This is a genomic window from Corynebacterium sp. H130 (genome assembly GCF_037572395.1).
In the GTDB taxonomy this organism is placed as follows: domain Bacteria; phylum Actinomycetota; class Actinomycetes; order Mycobacteriales; family Mycobacteriaceae; genus Corynebacterium.
This window is the reverse complement of sequence record NZ_JBBHLA010000001.1, coordinates 505224-524068: the sequence shown is the minus strand read 5'-3', so window position 1 is coordinate 524068 and position 18845 is coordinate 505224. Positions and strand designations below refer to the sequence as shown.

The following is an 18845-nucleotide window of genomic DNA, read 5'->3' as shown; positions in this document are numbered from 1 at the left end:
GAGTCGGGAACCTAACAAACCAACTCGGATTGGCTCTCGAGCCTCGAGGCCACGTCACCATGGAGGAAAACTCATGATCTTGAAGAAGTCATTGGCTGCGGTATCCGCAGCAGCCCTTGCTTTTGGTCTGGCCGCATGCGGTTCCGGTTCTGATTCCGGATCCACCGACGGCATCATCCTTGCCAACGGCAATGAGCCACAGAACCCACTTCTGCCAGCCAACACCACCGAAACTGGTGGTGGACGCGTGGTCGATATGATCTACGCCGGTCTCGTGTACTACGACACCGACGGCAAGACCCACAACGAGATGGCTGAGAAGATCGAGAAGGTTGACGAGACCAACTACAAGATCACTTTGAAGCCTGATCTGAAGTTCTCCGACGGTTCCCCAATCAAGGCCGCCAACTTTGTTAAGGCCTGGAACTACGCTGTCGAAAACGACCAGCAGGGCGCATCCTTCTTCGAGCCAATCAAGGGCTACAAGGAAGGCGTCAAGGAGATGGAAGGCCTGAAGGTTGTCGACGACAAGACCTTCACCGTCCAGCTTTCCGAGCCAACCTCCGACTTCGAGCTGCGCCTCGGTTACTCCTCCTTCTTCCCACTGCCAGATTCTGCCTTCAACGACATGGCAGCACAGGGCGAGAAGCCAGTCTCCAACGGCCCATACAAGCTGGAAAAATGGGAGCACAACGAGGCAATCACCATCGTTCCAAACGAGAACTACAACGGAGGCCGCAAGGCGCAGAACAAGGGCGTGAAGTTCACCTTCTACCCTAAGCAGGATGCTGCATACGCTGACCTGCTCTCCGGTAACCTTGATGTTCTGGACGCAGTTCCAGACTCCGCATTCAGCAAGTTCGAGTCTGAACTGGACGGCCGTGGCGTGAACCAGCCAGCAGCTGTGTTCCAGTCCTTCACTATCCCAAGCAAGCTGGAGCACTTCTCCGGTGAGGAAGGCGAGCTGCGTCGACAGGCAATCTCTCACGCCATCAACCGTGAAGAGATTACCGAGAAGATCTTCCTGAAGACCCGTACCCCAGCCACCGACTTCACCTCCCCGGTCATCGACGGACACTCCGACACCGTTCAGGGTGCAGAGGTGCTGAAGTACGACCCAGCAAAGGCAAAGGAACTGTGGGCAAAGGCTGACGCTATCTCCCCATGGACCGGCCAGTTTGCAATCGCTTACAACGCTGATGGTGGCCACCAGGCATGGGTTGACGCTACCGCCAACTCCATCAAGAACACCCTCGGTATCGACGCTGTAGGCGCCCCATACCCAGACTTCAAGTCTCTGCGTGACCAGGTCAAGCACCGCACCATTGCCACTGCGTTCCGCACCGGCTGGCAGGCAGACTACCCAGGTCTGAACAACTTCCTGAGCCCAATGTACGCAACCAAGGCATCCTCCAACGATGGTGACTACTCCAACCCAGAGGTTGATCGTCTGCTGAAGGAAGCTGCCGCTGCACCAACCGTTGACGAAGCTAACAAGAAGTACAACGAGGTTCAGCAGATTCTGTTCAAGGAACTGCCTGCAATCCCACTGTGGTACTCCAACGTCACCGGTGGTTACGGCAAGGACGTTGAAAATGTGAAGTTCAACTGGAAGTCCGTCCCTGAGTACTACGCAGTCACCAAGAAGTAAACACCTTCTTTTATTGACTCATTCATCCATGAGCTCCGAGTGATACTTTTCAGTGTGACTCGGAGCTCATGGTACTTTAAGTAAAGCTTTAGAACACAAGCTTTAGCCTTTCTTATTTTTGCGAACCTGCCCCCATTACCCAAGGAAACTCCCTATGTTGCGTTACGTCGGGCGACGTTTGCTCCAGATGATTCCGGTCTTTTTCGGAGCGACACTGCTGATTTACGCCCTCGTCTTCCTGATGCCTGGAGACCCAGTCCAGGCGCTTGGCGGTGACCGCGGCCTTACCGAGGCAGCGGCAGCCAAGATCCGAGCGGATTACAACCTCGATAAGCCGTTCTTGATTCAATACTTGCTCTACATCAAGGGCATTTTCATGTTCGACTTCGGCACTACCTTCTCCGGTCGTCCGGTTTCCGAAGCAATGGCAAATGCTTTCCCTGTGACCATCAAGCTCGCAATCATGGCGCTCGCATTTGAAGCCATCCTTGGCATCGGTTTTGGTGTCATCGCAGGTATGCGCCGCGGCGGTATCTTTGACTCCACCGTTCTCGTGCTTTCCCTGCTCGTGATCGCAGTGCCATCCTTCGTCATTGGTTTCGTGTTCCAGTTTGTCGTCGGCGTGAAGCTGCAATTGCTGCCTGCAACGGTCGGCTCGAAGGAAGATTTTGTTTCGCTGCTGATGCCAGCAATCGTGTTGGGTGCAGTGTCATTCGCTTACGTTCTCAGGCTTACTCGCCAGTCTGTGTCTGAAAATCTCAGCGCAGACTACGTGCGCACCGCTCGTGCGAAGGGCCTCAAGAGCGGCGATGTTACCCGTCGCCACGTGCTCCGCAATTCCTTGATCCCAGTGGCAACGTTCCTGGGCGCGGACCTGGGGTCCCTCATGGGTGGCGCCATCATTACCGAAGGCATCTTCGGCATCAACGGCGTCGGTGGCACGATCTACCAGGCGATTATCAAGGGCGAACCAGCGACAGTCGTGTCCTTCACCACCGTCCTGGTGATCGTCTACATCTTCGCCAACCTCCTTGTTGACTTGATCTACGCCGTGCTCGACCCAAGGATCCGCTATGCCTAATACCGACAACACCTCTATCCGCCGCGGTCAAGAGCACTTCGTTGCCGAAACTGACGAGACCGGACTCGGCGCTGTCGACGCAGTCGCCGACGAATCCGCCCCTTCCTCCATGTGGGGCGAGGCGTGGCGCCAGCTACGTAAGCGCCCATTGTTCTGGGTCTCTGCTGCTCTCATATTCACCGCCGTGCTACTCGCACTGCTGCCACAGCTATTCACGACGACCGACCCAGCCATGTGTGAACTTGGCAAGTCGCTCGGTGGCCCAGAATCTGGTCACCCATTCGGTTTCGATCGTCAGGGCTGTGACATTTACTCCCGCATGATTTACGGCGCACGCGCGTCGGTAAGCGTTGGCGTCCTCACCACCTTGCTGGTTGTGCTGATCGGCACGACGATCGGCGCACTGGCCGGCTACTTCGGTGGCATCCTGGACACCCTGCTTTCCCGCGTCACCGACATCTTCTACGCCATCCCACTGGTACTGGCTGCCATCGTCGTAATGCAGATGTTCAAGGAACACCGCACGATTTTCACCGTCGTCGTGGTTCTGGCGCTCTTCGGCTGGACCAATATCGCCCGCATCACCCGTGGCGCTGTCATGAGCGTGAAGAACGAAGAATTCGTCACTGCAGCTCGCGCAGTCGGTGCGTCTCGCTGGAAGATCCTGACCAGCCACGTTCTTCCGAACGCCGCAGCTCCAATCATCGTCTACGCAACCGTGGCTCTGGGCACCTTCATTGTTGCTGAAGCAACCCTGTCCTTCCTGGGTATTGGTCTGCCTCCGAACATCGTTTCCTGGGGTGGCGACATCTCCAAGGCACAGGCCTCGCTGCGCACTGAGCCAATGGTGTTGTTCTGGCCAGCATCCGCTCTGGCGCTGACCGTGCTGTCCTTCATCATGATGGGCGACGTTGTTCGCGACGCCCTCGATCCAAAGAACCGCAAGAAGTAGGGGAGAGACAACAATGACTAATTCTGAATCCCCATTGCTGGAACTCAAGGATCTGCAGATCTCGTTCACCTCGTCCACCGGCACTGTCGAAGCCGTCCGTGGCGTCAACATGACGATCTACCCAGGCCAGTCCGTCGCCATCGTGGGTGAATCCGGCTCCGGCAAGTCCACCACGGCTATGTCCATCATCGGCCTGCTGCCGGGCACCGGTCGCGTCACCGGCGGTCAGATCCTCTTCGAAGGCAAGGACCTCGCCCCACTGAGCTCCAAGCAGATGGAAGAGTACCGAGGCTCCGAAATCGGCCTGGTCCCGCAGGACCCGATGTCCAACCTCAACCCAGTGTGGAAGATCGGCACCCAGATCAAGGAATCCCTCAAGGCCAACAACGTTGTGCCGGGCTCCGAGATGGATGCGCGCGTCACCCAGCTGCTCGAGGAAGCCGGGCTTCCCGACGCCGAGCGCCGTGCGAAGCAGTACCCGCACGAATTCTCCGGCGGCATGCGCCAGCGCGCCCTCATCGCCATTGGTATGGCAGCGCGTCCGAAGCTGCTGATCGCCGACGAACCAACCTCTGCACTCGACGTGACCGTTCAGAAGCGCATCCTTGATCACCTCGAAGGCCTGACCAAGGAACTGGGAACCGCAGTACTGTTCATCACCCACGACTTGGGCCTGGCAGCAGAACGCGCGGAACACCTCGTCGTGATGCACCGCGGTCGCATCGTGGAGTCTGGCCCATCGCTGCAGATTCTGCGCGACCCACAGCACCCATACACCAAGCGCCTGGTCAAGGCGGCACCTTCGCTGGCATCCGCACGAATCCGTGCTGCTCAGGAGCAGGGTATCGAGTCTGCCGAGTTGCTGGCCCCAAAGGTGTCCACCAACGAAGTTGTCATTCGCGTGGAAGACCTGTGTAAGGAATTCGACGTACGCGGCGCGAAGGGCGATAAGAAGAAGCTCAAGGCAGTCGACAACGTCTCCTTCGATCTCCGCAAGGGCACCACGTTGGCGCTGGTTGGCGAATCCGGTTCCGGTAAGTCGACCGTGGCAAACATGATCCTCAACCTGCTCGACCCAACCTCCGGCAAGGTGTACTACAAGGGCACCGACCTGTCGACGCTGGGCAACAAAGAGCTCTTCGACATGCGCAGCAAGCTGCAGGTCGTGTTCCAGAACCCATACGGCTCCCTCGACCCGATGTACTCGATCTACCGATGCATCGAAGAACCACTCGTGGTGCATGGCGTTGGCAACCGCAAAGAGCGCGAGAAGCGCGTCGCTGAGCTGCTCGACATGGTTGCGATGCCACGTTCGACGATGCGTCGATACCCGAACGAGCTGTCCGGTGGTCAGCGTCAGCGTATCGCCGTCGCGCGTGCACTTGCGCTCAAGCCGGAGGTAATTGTGCTCGACGAGGCTGTTTCTGCACTCGACGTGCTCGTGCAGAACCAGATCCTGCAGCTGCTGTCCCACCTGCAGGAAGAGCTGGATCTGAGCTACCTGTTCATCACCCACGACCTCGCTGTCGTGCGCCAGACTGCGGACGACGTCGCAGTGATGAAGCAGGGCAAGCTGGTCGAATTCGGCACCGCCGATGAGATCTTCGCTAACCCTCGCGAGGACTACACCCGCAACCTCATCGATTCCGTCCCAGGACTTGGCATCGAATTGGGAACCGGGGCAAACCTGTAGTTGCTCCTGGATATGAAAATGGCCCGCTCTCAAGCGGGCCATTTGGTTTAGAGAATCTCGGAAATCTTCTCTGTTGGGCGAGCAATGACGACGCCCTTATCGGTGACAACGATTGGTCGCTGGATGAGCCTAGGATGAGCCACCATCGCGGCCAACAATTCATCATCTGGGGTCTGTGGCGATAGACCCAGCTCTTTGTATTCGGACTCGTTCGTACGAATTGCCTCATGTGGGGACAGTCCTGCACGGTCAAGCAGGGACTTCAATGTGGCGACATCTGGGGGAGTGTCCAGGTATTTAATGACCTCAACGTCGACGCCACGGTCGGCGAGAAAGGTGCAGGCCTCGCGAGATTTTGAGCAGCGGGCGTTGTGATAGATAGTGGCTTTCATAGCCACCGATCTTATTCGGCAGGCACGAGCTCCACGTGATCAGCCCAGGTCAATTCCATGCCACGAGCTGCGAGCCATGCCATTGCGTCGTCGCCATTGCGGGTGATGCCGTCGACAGCGGTTAGCGTGGTTTCGATTGCCTTCTCGGCTTCCTCGGCGGTGATGATCCCGGCTGATGTGGCAGCTGCCAGCTCATCGATGTCAACGACCTCCACTGGGTCGCCGGTCAGGGATACCAGGTCGACGTAAAAGTCCCGGGTAGTCCAGACGTCGCTGTCGTGCGTGATGGCGGCTACGTCAAAGTAAAAGTCCTGGGTGCGTTCGAAACCAGGGCGGTAGTGGAATTTGCTCACACGCAGGCTGAGCTCTGGCAGGAGCCAGCTCTCCAGGTAACCGAACTCAGGGTGGTTTGCGCCCCGCGCCATGTAAAGGCCAAAGTCTGCGACGGTGTAAGTGTCGACCTTGCGCTCGAAACCTTTCGGATCGACGTTAATTGCCGTCGAAACGTTGAAGGTTTCCTGCTTCACTGGGTGTAGGTCGGTCATCTCGATAGTCCTTGTTCTAATTCACCGTGAATGAGGTGGCAGTTGGGGCGAAAACGCAGGTGTTGGTTGGTGTGCCGTGGTCGTCGGCAAGCGTTACGCCGCCGTCGAGCCAGGCAAGCACCTTGCCGGAACCCGTGTCGGCGGTGCCGGAGAGCGTCGCAGGGCCTTGTGGGTTCATCTCGCCTTTGCTCAGTTTGGTAACTCCAAAACGACCGTTGGAGGTGTTGAGCCAGTGGACGAACATGCCTTGTTGCTCATCTGCGGCAGCGGTGGTTCCGAGAGCGGTGAAAACAAAGGTCGTTTGGCCGGCTGCGGTTCCTGGTAGTGGAAGGGCAGCGGGGCCTGGGACGGCGATGGCGGTGCCGGTAGCTGCCATGGTGCCGCCGATACAGTTCGCCGAGACGGTTGGCCAAATGAATTGGTTCAGCACTGGTGCGCCCTCGGGAAGTGGGACGCCGCCCTTGCCGTCGCCTCGATAGAACGCGACCGCGGCGAGCAGCGCGTTGCGGATTTCGAGTGGCACCAATGGCTGATTGGCTGTGTCTTCCATCTGCTTCAGGATGTGCGGTGCTGGGCGACCAAGGTGGTCAATAGATCCGAAAACGGCTGCGTGCGCTGGGGAAACGACGGTAAAGCTGAGGCCTGCGGTGAGGGCTGCAGCTGCCATCTTCCTTGCAAAATTGCGCACGAAACGTCATCTCTCTTTCACAGTGGGGTACTTGATATGGCCATATCAGGCAATTACAACAAGCACTCTAGCAACATAGGTAAACTTTTGTCACTCTATTCACAAAAGTCGCAAATGCTGCACCGCGGTATTTTTGCTTTCTATCTCCCATGTCGATTCGAGCCCAGCAGGCGTTACATTCGCACTTTGACATCACAAAAGGTGCGCTAGGTGCCTGCAGAGGAGTACGCTGGAAACCCGTCATGTGTGCACCTATTAGATATCAGGGCACGCACCAAAGATTTGCAGGAGATTTTCCCCAGTGACCCATACCGAATTCCGTAACGTAGCCATCGTCGCTCACGTTGACCACGGCAAGACCACTCTCGTCAACGCTCTGCTGGAACAGTCCGGCGTTTTCGGCGACCACGGCGAAGTTACGGACCGCGTCATGGACTCCGGTGACCTGGAAAAGGAAAAGGGCATCACCATCCTTGCCAAGAACACCGCGATTCGTCGCCAGGGTGCCGGCAAAGACGGCCAGGACCTCATCATCAACGTCATCGACACCCCAGGCCACGCCGACTTCGGTGGCGAGGTCGAGCGCGCGCTGTCCATGGTTGACGGCGTGGTGCTGCTTGTCGACGCCTCCGAAGGCCCGCTCCCACAAACCCGCTTCGTTCTCGGCAAGGCACTTGCCGCAAAGATGCCGGTCATCATCTGTGTGAACAAGACCGACCGCCCAGACGCTCGCATTGACGAGGTTGTGGAAGAGTCCCAGGACCTGCTCCTGGAGCTCGCTTCCACTCTGGAAGACCCAGAGGCTGCTGAAGCTGCAGAATCTCTGCTCGACCTCCCAGTTCTGTACACCTCTGGCCGTGAGGGCAAGGCTTCCACTGAAAACCCTGGCAACGGCAACCCGCCAGCAGCTGACAACATGGACGCCCTGGTTGACGTCATTTACAACGTCCTCCCAGAGCCATCCGCAGAGCTCGACGCGCCACTGCAGGCACACGTCACCAACTTGGACTCCTCCTCCTTCCTTGGCCGCATCGGCCTCGTGCGCATCTTCAAGGGCAAGCTGAAGAAGGGCCAGCAGGTCGCTTGGATTCACTACGATTCCGAGGGCAACCAGCACGTCAAGACCGCAAAGATCGCTGAGCTGCTCCGCACCGTCGGCGTGACCCGTGTTCCAGCTGAAGAGGTAATCGCAGGCGACATTGCTGCAATCTCCGGCATCGATGAAATCATGATTGGCGACACCCTCGCCGACGTAGAGAACCCAGTAGCGCTGCCACGCATCACCGTTGACGAACCAGCAATCTCCATGACCATCGGCGTGAACACCTCCCCGATGGCCGGCCGTGGCGGTGGCGACAAGCTCACTGCCCGCGTCGTGAAGGCACGCCTGGACCAGGAGCTCATCGGTAACGTGTCCCTGCGCGTCCTGCCAACCGACCGCCCAGACGCATGGGAAGTTCAGGGCCGTGGCGAAATGGCACTGTCCATCCTCGTTGAGACCATGCGCCGCGAAGGCTTCGAGCTGACCGTTGGTAAGCCACAGGTCGTGCCAAAGATCATCGACGGCAAGACCTACGAACCATACGAGCACATGGTCATCGACACCCCAGCAGAGCACCAGGGCGCCATCACCCAGCTCATGGCTGCTCGCAAGGGCCAGATGCTGTCCATGGACAACACCGGCACCGACTGGGTCCGCATGGAATACAAGGTCCCAGCACGTGGCCTCATCGGCTTCCGCACCACCTTCATGACGGAAACCCGCGGCACCGGCATCGCCAACCACTACTCCGAGGGCTACGAGCCATGGGCCGGCGAAATCAAGGACCGCGCCACCGGTTCCCTCGTCGCTGACCGCTCCGGCCAGATCACCGCCTACGCGCTGCAGCAGCTCGCAGACCGCGGCCAATTCTTCGTCGAGCCAGGCACCGAAGCATACGAAGGCATGGTCGTGGGCGCCAACAATCGTGATGAAGACATGGACATCAACATCACGCGTGAAAAGAAGCTCACCAACATGCGCTCCGCGACGGCTGACGCAACCGTCACCCTGGCCAAGGCCCGCACCCTCTCCCTGGAAGAGGCAATGGAGTTCTGTGGCGGCGACGAGTGCGTCGAAGTTACCCCTGACATCATTCGTGTCCGCAAGGTGATCCTGAACGCCACCGAGCGTAACCGTGCTCGTTCTCGCGCAAAGCAGCTGAACAAGTAAGGAAAAACATCCCCTATTTGGACCGGATTTCTGGCAAAACGCCAGGTCGGAAGGTCTGAATGGGGGATATTTTTGTCTCCTGCGGAAATCTTTCCCCTGTTTGGGCCGGATTTGTCGGGTTTCCCCAGGATGAGTGGCCAGAATACGGGATACTTTTCATTTCCGGCGAAATCTTTCCCGTATTCAGACACAGTCACCTGGGAAAATAGTAGAAATCCTGCCCAATTACGGGAAAGATTTCGCTACGCTGGTCCGGGTGAAGCGCCAGCACCTCCTCCCAGTCGTCGGAACTGCCCTAATGTTCGCCAGCAACGGCGCTCTCTTCGCGAGCGTTCTTCCGTGGTACCCGATATTGATGAGGCAGTGGGGGCTCGGTGAGTCCTATTTCGGGCTGATTGTGGCATGCTTTGCGCTGGGGTCTTTGGCCTCGTCGGCTGTTCCGGCGCCGGTGGTGCGTCGGTTGGGGGCTGTTCCGGCGATGGCTGTGGGCACGGCAGTGATGGCTGTGGTGCTGGTGTTGGCGGGTTTTGTGTTGAGCGGTGGTTGGACACTTGCTCTGATGCTGTTGGTGTTGGGTTTTTTGGATCCGATTGTGGATGTTGCGCAGAATCTGGTGGCTGTGCGAGTGCAGGAGCGGTTGGGGCGTTCCATTATGTCGAGTGTGCATGCTTCGTGGAGTTTGGGGGCTGCGTGTGGTGGTGCGGCGGGCACTGTTGCGGTGGGCAGGATGGAGATGCCTTGGCATTTTCTCGTGGCTTCGATAGTCGCTTGTGGCATTGCTGGGCTTGGCTGCGTGTTGGTGGGGGATGTTGCTGCGGTGGATGATCCTGCCAGCGATGGTGGAGCTGGTATTTCCGGTGTGATGGCGTTGGTTGCGCCTATTGCTGTCGTTGCTATTTCTGGGACGATGGTGGAGGAAGTGGCTAATAGTTGGGCGGGTTTACTTGCTGCTGAGGTAGCTGGAATGCCTGTTGAGAAGGCTGGTGTGGCGCTCACAATCATGTTGTCGGCTCAGTGCGTGGGGCGGTTTGCCGGAGATCCGATGGTCAATAGGTGGGGGAGGATTGGCGTCGCAAAGCTCGGTGGTGCCTGCATTGCTGGTGGGGCGGCAGTTGCGGTGTTGGCACCTGGGCCGGCGTTGTTCTTGTGTGGTCTTGGGGCTGCGGGATTTGGTTGTGCGACGATCGTTCCGAGTGCGTTCACGGCTGCGGCCCAGCTGCCGGGAGTGTCTGAGGGCGCTGGTTTGACGGCGATGTCGTGGCTGATGAGGGTTGGTTTTCTGTCTGCGAGCCCGCTGATCGGTGTGGCGTCGAGTGCGACGGACGTGAGGGCGGCGTTGGTGCTGCTGTTGGTGTGCGGTGTGACGGTGATGGTGCTTGCAAAGCGTTTGGATCCGCGCGCGGGGCTCCAACGATGACCGTGGGGGCTGGTAAAACTAGACAGGTGAAGTTTCATTGGGGTCGTTCAGGAGTCGCCGGGCTGTGCGTGACAGCTTCGGTGGTGTTGTCGGGCTGCGTTGCTCAGCCTGGTCCTGCGCCGGTGGAGCCGGTGGGCAGCGCTGAGTCATCGACCGTGGTGCCCGAGGTTCCGGTGGACAAGAAGAATCGCAACGAGATTGTGGTGGGCATTGACCCGATCCGCACCGGCTTCAACCCACACCTTGCCTCCGACGACTCTGCGTTTGTGCAGTCGATGGCCCGGCTTGTGCTGCCGAGCGCATTTGTCGACGGCCAGATGAACTCCGATGTGTTGCTCAGCGCGGAGGAAATTACTCCTACTTACGGTGCTGCTCAAATGGTGCAATACCGTATCAACCCTTCGGCGCAGTGGTCCGACGGTTCACCGATCACCGGCGGTGATTTCCGCTACCTGTGGGAAAAGATGTCCACCGAAGCGGGAGTTATCGACGCTGCTGGTTATCAGGCAATTTCGGATGTCCGCAGCACCGATGGTGGCCGGGTAGTGACTGTTGTGTTTAAGAACAAGGTGGCCGATTGGAAATCACTCTTCACTAACTTGTTGCCTAGCCACCTGTTTTCGGTGGGCGGAGAGTCTTTTGACAAGGTGCTGGCCACTGATGTTCCTGCCTCGGCAGGCCGGTACATGGTGCGGTCTATTGACCGTAAGCGTGGCGTCGTTGAATTGGCGCGAAATGACCGTTTCTGGGGTGCCGATCCGGCGGACGTCGAGCTGCTCACGTTTCGAGAGGTCGGAAATTTCTCTCAAATTATTGAAATGCTGGGCAATGGCCAGTTGAGCTTCGCTCATGTCACCCCATCCGAGACGAGTGGTTTGGCGTTGTCCTTGGCTTCGGGGCTGCAGTCGCGCACTATCGACCGCAATACCCAGCTAACTGCAACGTTCAACAGTCGCACTTTGACGGATCAGAACCTGCGTGGCGCAATCGCTTCTGTCATCGATGTCCCGTCTGTGGCGAAGCTTGCGGCAGGACGCACGGCGGATGTGGCCATCGCGGAGCAACTGACCCCGGCACACGGGCATGATCTTAAGGCTGCGATCGCTGAGCAAGTGCGTCCGATCAAGGTTGCTGTAGATCCTGAAGATGAGACTGCGCGTGGAGCCGCAATCGCGATGGTGGGAATGCTGACAAAGGCGGGATTCAAGGCCGAGCTGGTGCAAAGCGATCTGGGGGATATCGTCGCCAAGAAGGTGCCTGCCGGTGAAGTCGATGTGGTGGTGTCGTGGCAACGACCAACCACGGATCCGACACCTGCGGCATCCGCTTTCGCATGCCAGGAGGGCAAACCATTGGCAAGCAACGTCTCCGGCTGGTGTGACGAGGATTTGTCCGGATTCCTGGCGGAGGCCATGGCCGGTGCACATGACAGCGAAGCCGTGCGCGAACGGATGGCAACCGTGCAGGCGCAGCATCTTTCCGTCCCAATCTTGGGGGATAGGCGAATGGATATTCTCGGCACGGGTATCGTTGCGGGGGAAAGCGATCTGAACAAGTGGCCCGTGATTGCCGATGCCTCGGTATTGGCCACCGCTTACAAATGGAAAGACGACTAAATGCAGCGAGATCTAATCGGCCTGCGGGTAGTGGCAGTGCATGCCCACCCGGATGACGAAGCATTGTGGACCGGTGGTGCGCTGGCAGGTGTGGCTATGCGCGGGGCAGACGTCACCGTGGTTACCTGCACCCTTGGGGAGCAAGGCGAAGTCATTGGGGATCCGTTTGCTCAGCTGGTCGCGGATCAAGCCGATCAACTGGGAGGGTTTCGCGTCGCTGAGCTAGCTCGCTCCCTGCACGAGCTTGGGGTGCGCGGCGAATTCCTCGGTGGCGCTGGTCGCTGGCGTGACTCAGGCATGATCGGTGACCCAGCGAACGACGACCCGCGAGCCTTCATCCATTCTGGCGAAGAAGCAGAGGCGCAACTCGCCGAGGTCTTCTCCCGCATCAAACCGCATCTCGTCATCACCTATGGTCCCGATGGTGGCTACGGCCACCCTGATCACATTCGCGCGCATGAGATTACCCACGCGGCGGCCACACAATGCGACGTCGCCCCGCAGCGCATCATGTGGGCGGTCACGTCCGCTGAGGCTCTCGCCGCAGGGCTTGCCGACATCGCCTGCATTCCGCATGCTTGGCGACGGCCAGAGGATGGAGAACTCGCGACCGTCGACCAGCACGATGTTGAGCTCATGCTCAGTGACGCAGCCGTGGCCGCAAAACTCCGTGGCATGAAATCTCATCCCACCCAGCTGTGGATCGCAGACGGCAATACCAGCGTGGTGAACCCACAAGCTGCGAGCGCAGGACTGAAGTCCACGGAGCATGCCATCGCTGTTTTCGCGCTCAGTAACCTGATTGCGCAGCCTTTGCTGAAGACAGAGCATTACCAGCTGGGCAGTGGCACGGCGATCACAGATTCGGCATCGCTCACTGCGGGGCTGACGTGGTAGAGCCACAAGGTTTCGTATACACCGACCACAGCAAAGGAGAAATCGCCTTTGGCATGATGTGGCTCTGCCTTGGCGCGCTGATCAGTGTTTTGCTGGAAGTGGTTTACCTCGGAACGTGGATCACACTTCCTAGCGGTGACCGGGTGGCATTCCCTTATCCGGTCTTGTTGGCCTTGCTGTTCAACATGGTGCTTACCAAGACGGCGCGGCTGTGGACTGACCGAATGGGGGTGTATCTGGTCCCGCTGTGCGTCTGGATCCTCGGATTCCTCACCTTGACTTTCTGGGTCAGCATCTCAGGGGATATCCTGGTGGGGTCGAATCCACGCAGCCTGATGTTGCTCGCTGCAGGGATAGTCGGGGGCCTGTGGCCCCTGATGAAGCCAGAAGTGGCAAAATAGACCCATTGAATTCTCGAACTGTGCCCTAAGGACTGAAAGAACCCAATGACTTACACCATTGCGCAACCATGCGTCGACGTTATGGACAAGGCATGTGTTGAAGAATGCCCGGTCGACTGCATCTACGAAGGCAAGCGTTCCCTCTACATCCACCCAGATGAGTGCGTTGACTGCGGCGCTTGCGAGCCAGTCTGCCCAGTGGAAGCAATCTTCTACGAAGACGACGTCCCAGACGAGTGGATCGACTACAACGAGGCAAATGCAGCGTTCTTCGATTCCTTGGGCTCCCCAGGCGGCGCGGCCAAGCTCGGCCCACAGGACTTCGACGCGGAGCTCGTCGCAAAGCTGCCACCACAGGCCTAGATAGCCATGCCCGCACGACCTCGATCCCCGTTAGGCCTCGCTCTTCCCACCTTCCCGTGGGACACATTGACCGAAGCCAAGGACACCGCAGCTGCCCATCCGGGTGGCCTGATTGACCTGTCCATTGGCACTCCGGTTGACGAGGTCGCGCCGGGAATTCAGCTGGCCTTGGCCAGCAACAGTGCCGACCCGGGCTACCCGCCGACTGATGGTTTTCCCGAGCTGCGGGAAGAGATCGTCGCGTGGCTTGATCGGCGATACGGGGTGTCCGGGTTCGAGCCGGACTATGTCCATCCTGTGGTGGGCACGAAGGAAGCCGTTGCTCTCGCACCACTTATGCTTGGCGTGGGGCAGGGGCACACGGTGGTCATCCCTGAGGTTGCCTATCCAACGTACGAAGTTGCAGCCCTGACGTCTGGGGCGAAGGTAGTGCGGGCAGATTCGCTGACCCAGTTGGGGCCGATGACCCCAACGCTCATGTTCATCAACACCCCATCGAATCCCACGGGTAAGGTGCTCGGTCTGGAACACCTGAAGAAGGTCGTGTCCTGGGCGCAGCAGCGCGGCGTCATTGTCATCTCCGACGAGTGCTACATCGGACTTGGCTGGTCGGACACCAATCCGCCGCTTTCAATCCTGGATCCGCGTGTAAATGGCGGGGACATCACGGGACTGCTTGCGCTGCATTCCCTCTCCAAGTCTTCCAACCTGGCCTCCTACCGCTTTGGTTTCTTTGCAGGCGATCCAGCACTCATCGCTGAGCTTTCCCTTGCACGCAAGCACCTGGGTCTCATGGTCCCCACCGCAGTGCAGCACGCAGCGCTTGCAGCCCTCAAGGACGATGACCAAGAGGCGATGCAAAAGCTGCGCTACGCCAAGCGACGCGTTGCGCTCATGAAAGCCCTGATCGATGCCGGTTTTAGCATCGAGGACTCTGAGGCAGGGCTGTACCTTTGGACTACCCGAGGTGAACCTGGCAGGGATACTGTAGCGTGGTTTGCCGAGCGTGGCATTCTCGTGGCTCCCGGGGAGTTTTATGGTGCGAAGGGAGCCCAGTTCGTGCGAATCTCCCTGACGGGATCGGATACCGCAATCGCTGCTGCTTGCGAGCGCCTTGGCTAATTCGCCGCTGCCTGCCAGGGAAGGAATTTCGCCACAACGAGTGGTGTTGCGGGGCACAGTCCCTGCTAGTCCCGACTTTTTTGCAGGCGCTGCGGGCGATAGCCCTTTTTCCTTTGGTGAGCGCATCCCAGCTGGAACAGTCCTCAAGAGCCCGACTCCGGCGTGGTTTCACCCGGAGATCCCCGATGAACCAGCGATCCCCTTCAACGAAGCAGTGCTCTACGAGGGTTGTGGCCTAATGATCGTGGACAAGCCACCATTTGTGCCCAGCACCCCCAACGGGCGCATCATGCGGGAGACAATTCAAACTCGGCAACGCGTGGCCCGCCACAACGATGACATCGTCGCCGTTCACCGGCTCGACCGTCTCACCTCCGGGCTGCTCGCACTCTCCACCACGCCCGAGTCGCGTGGGTTCTACCAGCAGCAATTCGCGCAGCGCATCGCACGGAAACGCTATCGAGCCCTCCTCACAGCGCCCATCGACCTATCCGACACGTGGCAATCGTTTGAAGTGCCGATGCTCAAAATCAAGGGGGAGAGGCAGGTGCGCGTCGATAAGCGCGGCAAACCCACCGTGACCAGGGCGCGCCTTATCGACGACCGCCTCATCGAACTCGAGCCGCGCACGGGGCACACCCACCAACTGCGCGTTCTTTGTGCCCACCTGGGTGCGCCGATTGCAGGAGACGATACCTATCCGGTGGACAAAGGCTTACAACTCGATAACTATTCAGAAGAGCTGAAACTGTGCGCTACCCACCTTGAGCTGCGGTTATGGGGTTCTAATGAGGTGGGTGTGTGGACTTCGTCACGTCTTTTGGAAACTGGGTTTTGGGGCGCAGGATAGTAGGATGATCCGAATACGCCCCCTGTGGGGCCTTTTTATCGTTTCATGAAAGAAAAAGAGCTACCTGTGTACGAACGCCTGATGACGAACACCCGCCAATTCATCAAATTTGGCATCGTCGGTGGTTCCGGAGTTCCCGTCAACCTGATTGTGGCTTTCCTGTCCCTCAAGTTGTCGCTGGCTATGGGCGGTCCAGATTACGACCACGCCCTCTTCGGCCTGCCAGGCACACCGTTTAACATTCGTGGCTACCACCTGTTTCAGGCGATCGCATTCTTTGTCGCCAACATCTGGAACTACCAGCTCAACCGCATGTGGACCTTCGGAAACGTGGAAAAGCGCAGCTGGCTGCGTGGTTTCTTCCCATTCCTGGCCACGGGCCTGCTGGCTTTGGTCGTTCAGATGATCGTGTCCACGCTGCTCATCAACCCGACCTCGCCGATTGCGCTGCCAGCCTTCCTGGATGACTCTTCCGGGCTGAAGAACCGCTTCTACTGGGGCCAGGCGATCTCGATTCTTGTGGCGATGCCGGTCAACTTCATCATCAACAAGCTCTGGGCGTTCCGGGCGAAGAAGCCGACGCGCATCGTGGTGGAGACGGAGCCTAGCTAGGGATCACGGGATGTAGTAATGCAGACTGCCAACTTTGACAGTCTGCATTTCCAGTTCTGCGGCTTTAGTCTTCTAGTTCGCGTTCGATTCGTCGCTCATCGCGTTTGCGCTGCCAGCCGGTAACTACTGGGTAGAGAGTAACTGCGAGGGTTAGACCGACGGCTGCGCCGATAATTCCTCCGGTGTAAGTGGAGAGATCGAATTCTTCCGGCCGCACTAGTCCGGGAAGCCATGCTGCCACGATGATGATCATGAACACCCATTCCCAGCCCCAGACGTAGCGAAAAAAGTTGATCTTTGGTCGGGCCACCGTCTTCTTTAACCAGGAATTGCCGATGATACTGCCGGCGAAGACCGGAAACAGTACCAGGTAGGACAGTCCGGCATGGCTAGCCGGAAGGCTCCAGGCGAGGACTGGCGCCAGGATGAGGATGCCGTAGGAAGACCAGAAGAATGAGAGCATTCCGGCCTTTTCTGATTGGGCTCGCTCGAATTCGTCATTGTAGAGGTCTTCATTTCGGGCGATGATGCGATCGTTGATACTCATTAGTTAGTTTCCTTCCTGTTCGCGTCCGAAGACGCGCTCGACTGTTTCACCAAGTACGTGGCAGATGTCTAACGCAAGATGTACGGAAGGGGAGTAGTTGCCCTTCTCGATGTTGGCGATCGTCTGCCGAGATACGCCCACCTTTTCCGCAAGTTCCGCCTGGGACAGCTCGTTCCAGCGACGGAGCTTCCTCACCATATTGGAGTTAAGTTCTTCTCCCATGTTGACTCCTTTCATTTTCTAAATGTAAAGAATAGTGGACATTCTGTCAAGGGGTGTGGCAAAGAAAAATCCTCCCTGGCTGAGCCAAGGAGGATTCGTAGGGTTTAGTGAGCTAGTTCAGTGGCTTCCTGCCCCAAGGCGATTCGCCCTGCACCTTTGCATTGATGATCGATGCGATGAAGAGGCCGGCGAACATGATCGCTGCAGAGGAGAGCTGGACGCGGGCAGTGGCGTCGCTAAGCATCAGCGCAGCTAGGGCAGTCAGAGCAAGCAATGTAACCCAAGTCAGGGCCGGGTATGCCCACATGCGCACCTTGAGGTCGAAGCGCTTCTCCAGTTCTGGGCGTAACCGCAGTTGAGACACCGCGATGAACGCCCAAACGATCAGCAGGGATGCGCCCGCAGAGTTCAGCATGAATCCGAGCAGCCAGCCAGTATCCAGAATGTTGAGGATAACCATCACGACGCTCAAGATGATCGCGACAACAATCGCAGGCGTAGGCACATCCGAGTGCGACGTCTTAGCGAAAATCGCCGGTGCCTCACCACGCTGCGCCAGCGAAAATAGCATGCGCGAACTTGCAAAAATCTGGGCATTAAACGCAGACAGCAGCGCGAGAACGATCACGACCTCCATCGCCATCGCAACACCCGGAATGCCGGCAAGTTCCAGCACGTGAGTGAACGGGCTGTCTGCAGCGCTCTTTGCCGCGCCTAACGACGACCATGGGAGCAAGAACGTGATGACCAAAACCGACCCCAGATAAAACACCGAAATACGGGTGATGGTGGATTTCACCGCGTTGATCAAGGAATGCTCTGGATCCTCAGACTCGGCAGCGGCAATGGCGACCACTTCAATTCCGCCAAACGCGAAAGCAACGGCCAAAATTGCAGTGGCGACGCCGCCCAGTCCATTAGGCATGAAGCCATCGGCAAGGAAGGTCGATGTGCCAACGAAGGAATGGCCAGGCAGGAGACCAAAAATAAGCAATGCGCCGACAACTAGGAAGAACACCAGGACAGCGACCTTAACGAAGGCGAACCAGAATTCAAACTCGCCGAAGGTGCGCACCCGAAGCAGATTCACCACCGCAAAGAATGCCACGAAGATCGCCGCCGGAATCCACGGTTTCACCCCAAACCAAGCGCCGACAAACGCAGAGGCGCCGGTCAGTTCTGCGCCGAGCACCGCGATCGTGGCGAGCCAGTAGATCCAGCCCTGCACGAAACCTGCCCAACGGCCGATGCCCAACTCTGCGTATTCAGAGAAACTGCCAGATGCAGGGATGACAGATCCGATCTCGCCGAGCATGCGCATAATGAGCACCGCGAGGGTGCCCGCCACAATGTAGGCGAGCAGAACTGAGGGGCCAGCAGCCTTAATGCCGACGCCGGTGCCGAGGAAGAGTCCTGCGCCGATCGTTGATCCGAGCCCCATCATGGTCAGATGGCGGACTTTGAGGCCGTTGCCAAGCGAATTCGGCATGGTGGTGCTCTCACTTTCCAAAAAAATTTTCGAGGGGTTCCCAACTAAATCTTAAGGTGAGAGGCAGGCGCTGGGGAAACCAGGGCTTGGTAAAG

General features: G+C 58.2%; 19 protein-coding genes. 13 read left to right on the top strand and 6 right to left on the bottom strand.

Going from position 1 to position 18845, the window contains the following annotated elements; genetic code table 11:
• Window positions 1-73 precede the first annotated feature (73 nt).
• The 4 genes from WG939_RS02550 to WG939_RS02535 all read left to right on the top strand — a co-directional run bounded on the left by WG939_RS02550 (window position 74) and on the right by WG939_RS02535 (window position 5377).
• Window positions 74-1651 (top strand): peptide ABC transporter substrate-binding protein, encoded by a 1578-nt coding sequence (locus WG939_RS02550; RefSeq protein WP_339982100.1) that lies wholly within the window; start codon window positions 74-76, stop codon window positions 1649-1651.
• Between the two features lie 154 nt (window positions 1652-1805).
• The gene (locus WG939_RS02545) at window positions 1806-2732 is read left to right on the top strand and encodes an ABC transporter permease (RefSeq protein WP_339982098.1); all 927 of its coding nucleotides are present in this window, start codon (window positions 1806-1808) and stop codon (window positions 2730-2732) included.
• Window positions 2725-3684 (top strand): ABC transporter permease, encoded by a 960-nt coding sequence (locus WG939_RS02540; protein WP_339982096.1) that lies wholly within the window; start codon window positions 2725-2727, stop codon window positions 3682-3684. Before WG939_RS02545 ends, WG939_RS02540 begins: the two co-directional genes overlap by 8 nt.
• Before the next feature lie 13 nt (window positions 3685-3697).
• Window positions 3698-5377, top strand: coding sequence for an ABC transporter ATP-binding protein (locus WG939_RS02535; RefSeq protein WP_339982093.1), 1680 nt, complete (start codon window positions 3698-3700; stop codon window positions 5375-5377).
• A gap of 47 nt (window positions 5378-5424) precedes the next feature.
• On the opposite strand, the gene arsC is transcribed toward WG939_RS02535, so the two are convergent.
• The 3 genes from arsC to WG939_RS02520 are packed head-to-tail and all read right to left on the bottom strand — an operon-like array spanning window position 5425 to window position 7002.
• The gene (gene arsC, locus WG939_RS02530) at window positions 5425-5769 is read right to left on the bottom strand and encodes an arsenate reductase (glutaredoxin) (protein WP_339982090.1); all 345 of its coding nucleotides are present in this window, start codon (window positions 5767-5769) and stop codon (window positions 5425-5427) included.
• An 11-nt stretch (window positions 5770-5780) separates the two neighbouring features.
• On the bottom strand, window positions 5781-6314 hold the full coding sequence (locus WG939_RS02525) for a DUF402 domain-containing protein (RefSeq protein ID WP_339982088.1): 534 nt from the start codon (window positions 6312-6314) through the stop codon (window positions 5781-5783).
• Between the two features lie 16 nt (window positions 6315-6330).
• Complete coding sequence (locus tag WG939_RS02520; RefSeq protein WP_339982085.1) at window positions 6331-7002, bottom strand: Rv1157c family protein; 672 nt, start codon at window positions 7000-7002, stop codon at window positions 6331-6333.
• A gap of 301 nt (window positions 7003-7303) precedes the next feature.
• On the opposite strand from WG939_RS02520, the gene typA reads away from it, so the two are divergent.
• The 9 genes from typA to WG939_RS02475 all read left to right on the top strand — a co-directional run bounded on the left by typA (window position 7304) and on the right by WG939_RS02475 (window position 16492).
• Window positions 7304-9214 (top strand): translational GTPase TypA, encoded by a 1911-nt coding sequence (typA, locus tag WG939_RS02515; RefSeq protein ID WP_339982082.1) that lies wholly within the window; start codon window positions 7304-7306, stop codon window positions 9212-9214.
• A 256-nt stretch (window positions 9215-9470) separates the two neighbouring features.
• Complete coding sequence (locus WG939_RS02510) at window positions 9471-10631, top strand: MFS transporter (RefSeq protein ID WP_339982079.1); 1161 nt, start codon at window positions 9471-9473, stop codon at window positions 10629-10631.
• A 26-nt stretch (window positions 10632-10657) separates the two neighbouring features.
• Window positions 10658-12247 (top strand): ABC transporter family substrate-binding protein, encoded by a 1590-nt coding sequence (locus WG939_RS02505; RefSeq protein WP_339982076.1) that lies wholly within the window; start codon window positions 10658-10660, stop codon window positions 12245-12247.
• On the top strand, window positions 12248-13144 hold the full coding sequence (gene mshB / locus WG939_RS02500) for an N-acetyl-1-D-myo-inositol-2-amino-2-deoxy-alpha-D-glucopyranoside deacetylase (RefSeq protein ID WP_339982074.1): 897 nt from the start codon (window positions 12248-12250) through the stop codon (window positions 13142-13144).
• A gap of 53 nt (window positions 13145-13197) precedes the next feature.
• Window positions 13198-13545 carry a hypothetical protein gene (locus tag WG939_RS02495; protein ID WP_339982622.1) on the top strand — a complete coding sequence of 116 codons (348 nt, stop codon included), beginning with the start codon at window positions 13198-13200 and terminating at the stop codon, window positions 13543-13545.
• 45 nt (window positions 13546-13590) lie between these two features.
• Entirely contained in the window at window positions 13591-13908 is a 318-nt protein-coding gene (gene fdxA / locus WG939_RS02490; RefSeq protein ID WP_339982072.1) for a ferredoxin, read from the top strand.
• A gap of 6 nt (window positions 13909-13914) precedes the next feature.
• Window positions 13915-15030 (top strand): succinyldiaminopimelate transaminase, encoded by a 1116-nt coding sequence (dapC, locus tag WG939_RS02485; protein WP_339982069.1) that lies wholly within the window; start codon window positions 13915-13917, stop codon window positions 15028-15030.
• Window positions 15023-15880: a pseudouridine synthase gene (locus WG939_RS02480; RefSeq protein ID WP_339982065.1), complete on the top strand. Its 858-nt coding sequence runs from the start codon at window positions 15023-15025 to the stop codon at window positions 15878-15880. The genes dapC and WG939_RS02480 overlap by 8 nt, the downstream gene beginning before the upstream one ends.
• Window positions 15881-15925: 45 nt before the next feature.
• Window positions 15926-16492 carry a GtrA family protein gene (locus WG939_RS02475; RefSeq protein WP_339982063.1) on the top strand — a complete coding sequence of 189 codons (567 nt, stop codon included), beginning with the start codon at window positions 15926-15928 and terminating at the stop codon, window positions 16490-16492.
• Window positions 16493-16556: 64 nt separating this feature from the next.
• Here WG939_RS02475 and WG939_RS02470 read toward each other — a convergent pair whose 3' ends face one another.
• The 3 genes from WG939_RS02470 to WG939_RS02460 all read right to left on the bottom strand — a co-directional run bounded on the left by WG939_RS02470 (window position 16557) and on the right by WG939_RS02460 (window position 18750).
• Window positions 16557-17039, bottom strand: coding sequence for a hypothetical protein (locus WG939_RS02470; protein WP_339982060.1), 483 nt, complete (start codon window positions 17037-17039; stop codon window positions 16557-16559).
• 3 nt (window positions 17040-17042) lie between these two features.
• Complete coding sequence (locus WG939_RS02465) at window positions 17043-17261, bottom strand: helix-turn-helix transcriptional regulator (RefSeq protein ID WP_339982057.1); 219 nt, start codon at window positions 17259-17261, stop codon at window positions 17043-17045.
• Between the two features lie 112 nt (window positions 17262-17373).
• A complete protein-coding gene (locus WG939_RS02460; protein WP_339982054.1) occupies window positions 17374-18750 on the bottom strand; it encodes an amino acid permease in 1377 nt (458 codons plus the stop codon).
• Between the last annotated feature and the right edge of the window lie 95 nt (window positions 18751-18845).

Coding starts and splice junctions, on each gene's coding strand:
- WG939_RS02550 (WP_339982100.1), top strand. CDS start 74: ATGATCTTGAAGAAGTCATTGGCTGCGGTATCCGCAGCAGCCCTTGCT.
- WG939_RS02545 (WP_339982098.1), top strand. CDS start 1,806: ATGTTGCGTTACGTCGGGCGACGTTTGCTCCAGATGATTCCGGTCTTT.
- WG939_RS02540 (WP_339982096.1), top strand. CDS start 2,725: ATGCCTAATACCGACAACACCTCTATCCGCCGCGGTCAAGAGCACTTC.
- WG939_RS02535 (WP_339982093.1), top strand. CDS start 3,698: ATGACTAATTCTGAATCCCCATTGCTGGAACTCAAGGATCTGCAGATC.
- arsC (WP_339982090.1), bottom strand. CDS start 5,769: ATGAAAGCCACTATCTATCACAACGCCCGCTGCTCAAAATCTCGCGAG.
- WG939_RS02525 (WP_339982088.1), bottom strand. CDS start 6,314: ATGACCGACCTACACCCAGTGAAGCAGGAAACCTTCAACGTTTCGACG.
- mshB (WP_339982074.1), top strand. CDS start 12,248: ATGCAGCGAGATCTAATCGGCCTGCGGGTAGTGGCAGTGCATGCCCAC.
- WG939_RS02495 (WP_339982622.1), top strand. CDS start 13,198: ATGATGTGGCTCTGCCTTGGCGCGCTGATCAGTGTTTTGCTGGAAGTG.
- fdxA (WP_339982072.1), top strand. CDS start 13,591: ATGACTTACACCATTGCGCAACCATGCGTCGACGTTATGGACAAGGCA.
- dapC (WP_339982069.1), top strand. CDS start 13,915: ATGCCCGCACGACCTCGATCCCCGTTAGGCCTCGCTCTTCCCACCTTC.
- WG939_RS02475 (WP_339982063.1), top strand. CDS start 15,926: ATGAAAGAAAAAGAGCTACCTGTGTACGAACGCCTGATGACGAACACC.
- WG939_RS02470 (WP_339982060.1), bottom strand. CDS start 17,039: ATGAGTATCAACGATCGCATCATCGCCCGAAATGAAGACCTCTACAAT.
- WG939_RS02465 (WP_339982057.1), bottom strand. CDS start 17,261: ATGGGAGAAGAACTTAACTCCAATATGGTGAGGAAGCTCCGTCGCTGG.
- WG939_RS02460 (WP_339982054.1), bottom strand. CDS start 18,750: ATGCCGAATTCGCTTGGCAACGGCCTCAAAGTCCGCCATCTGACCATG.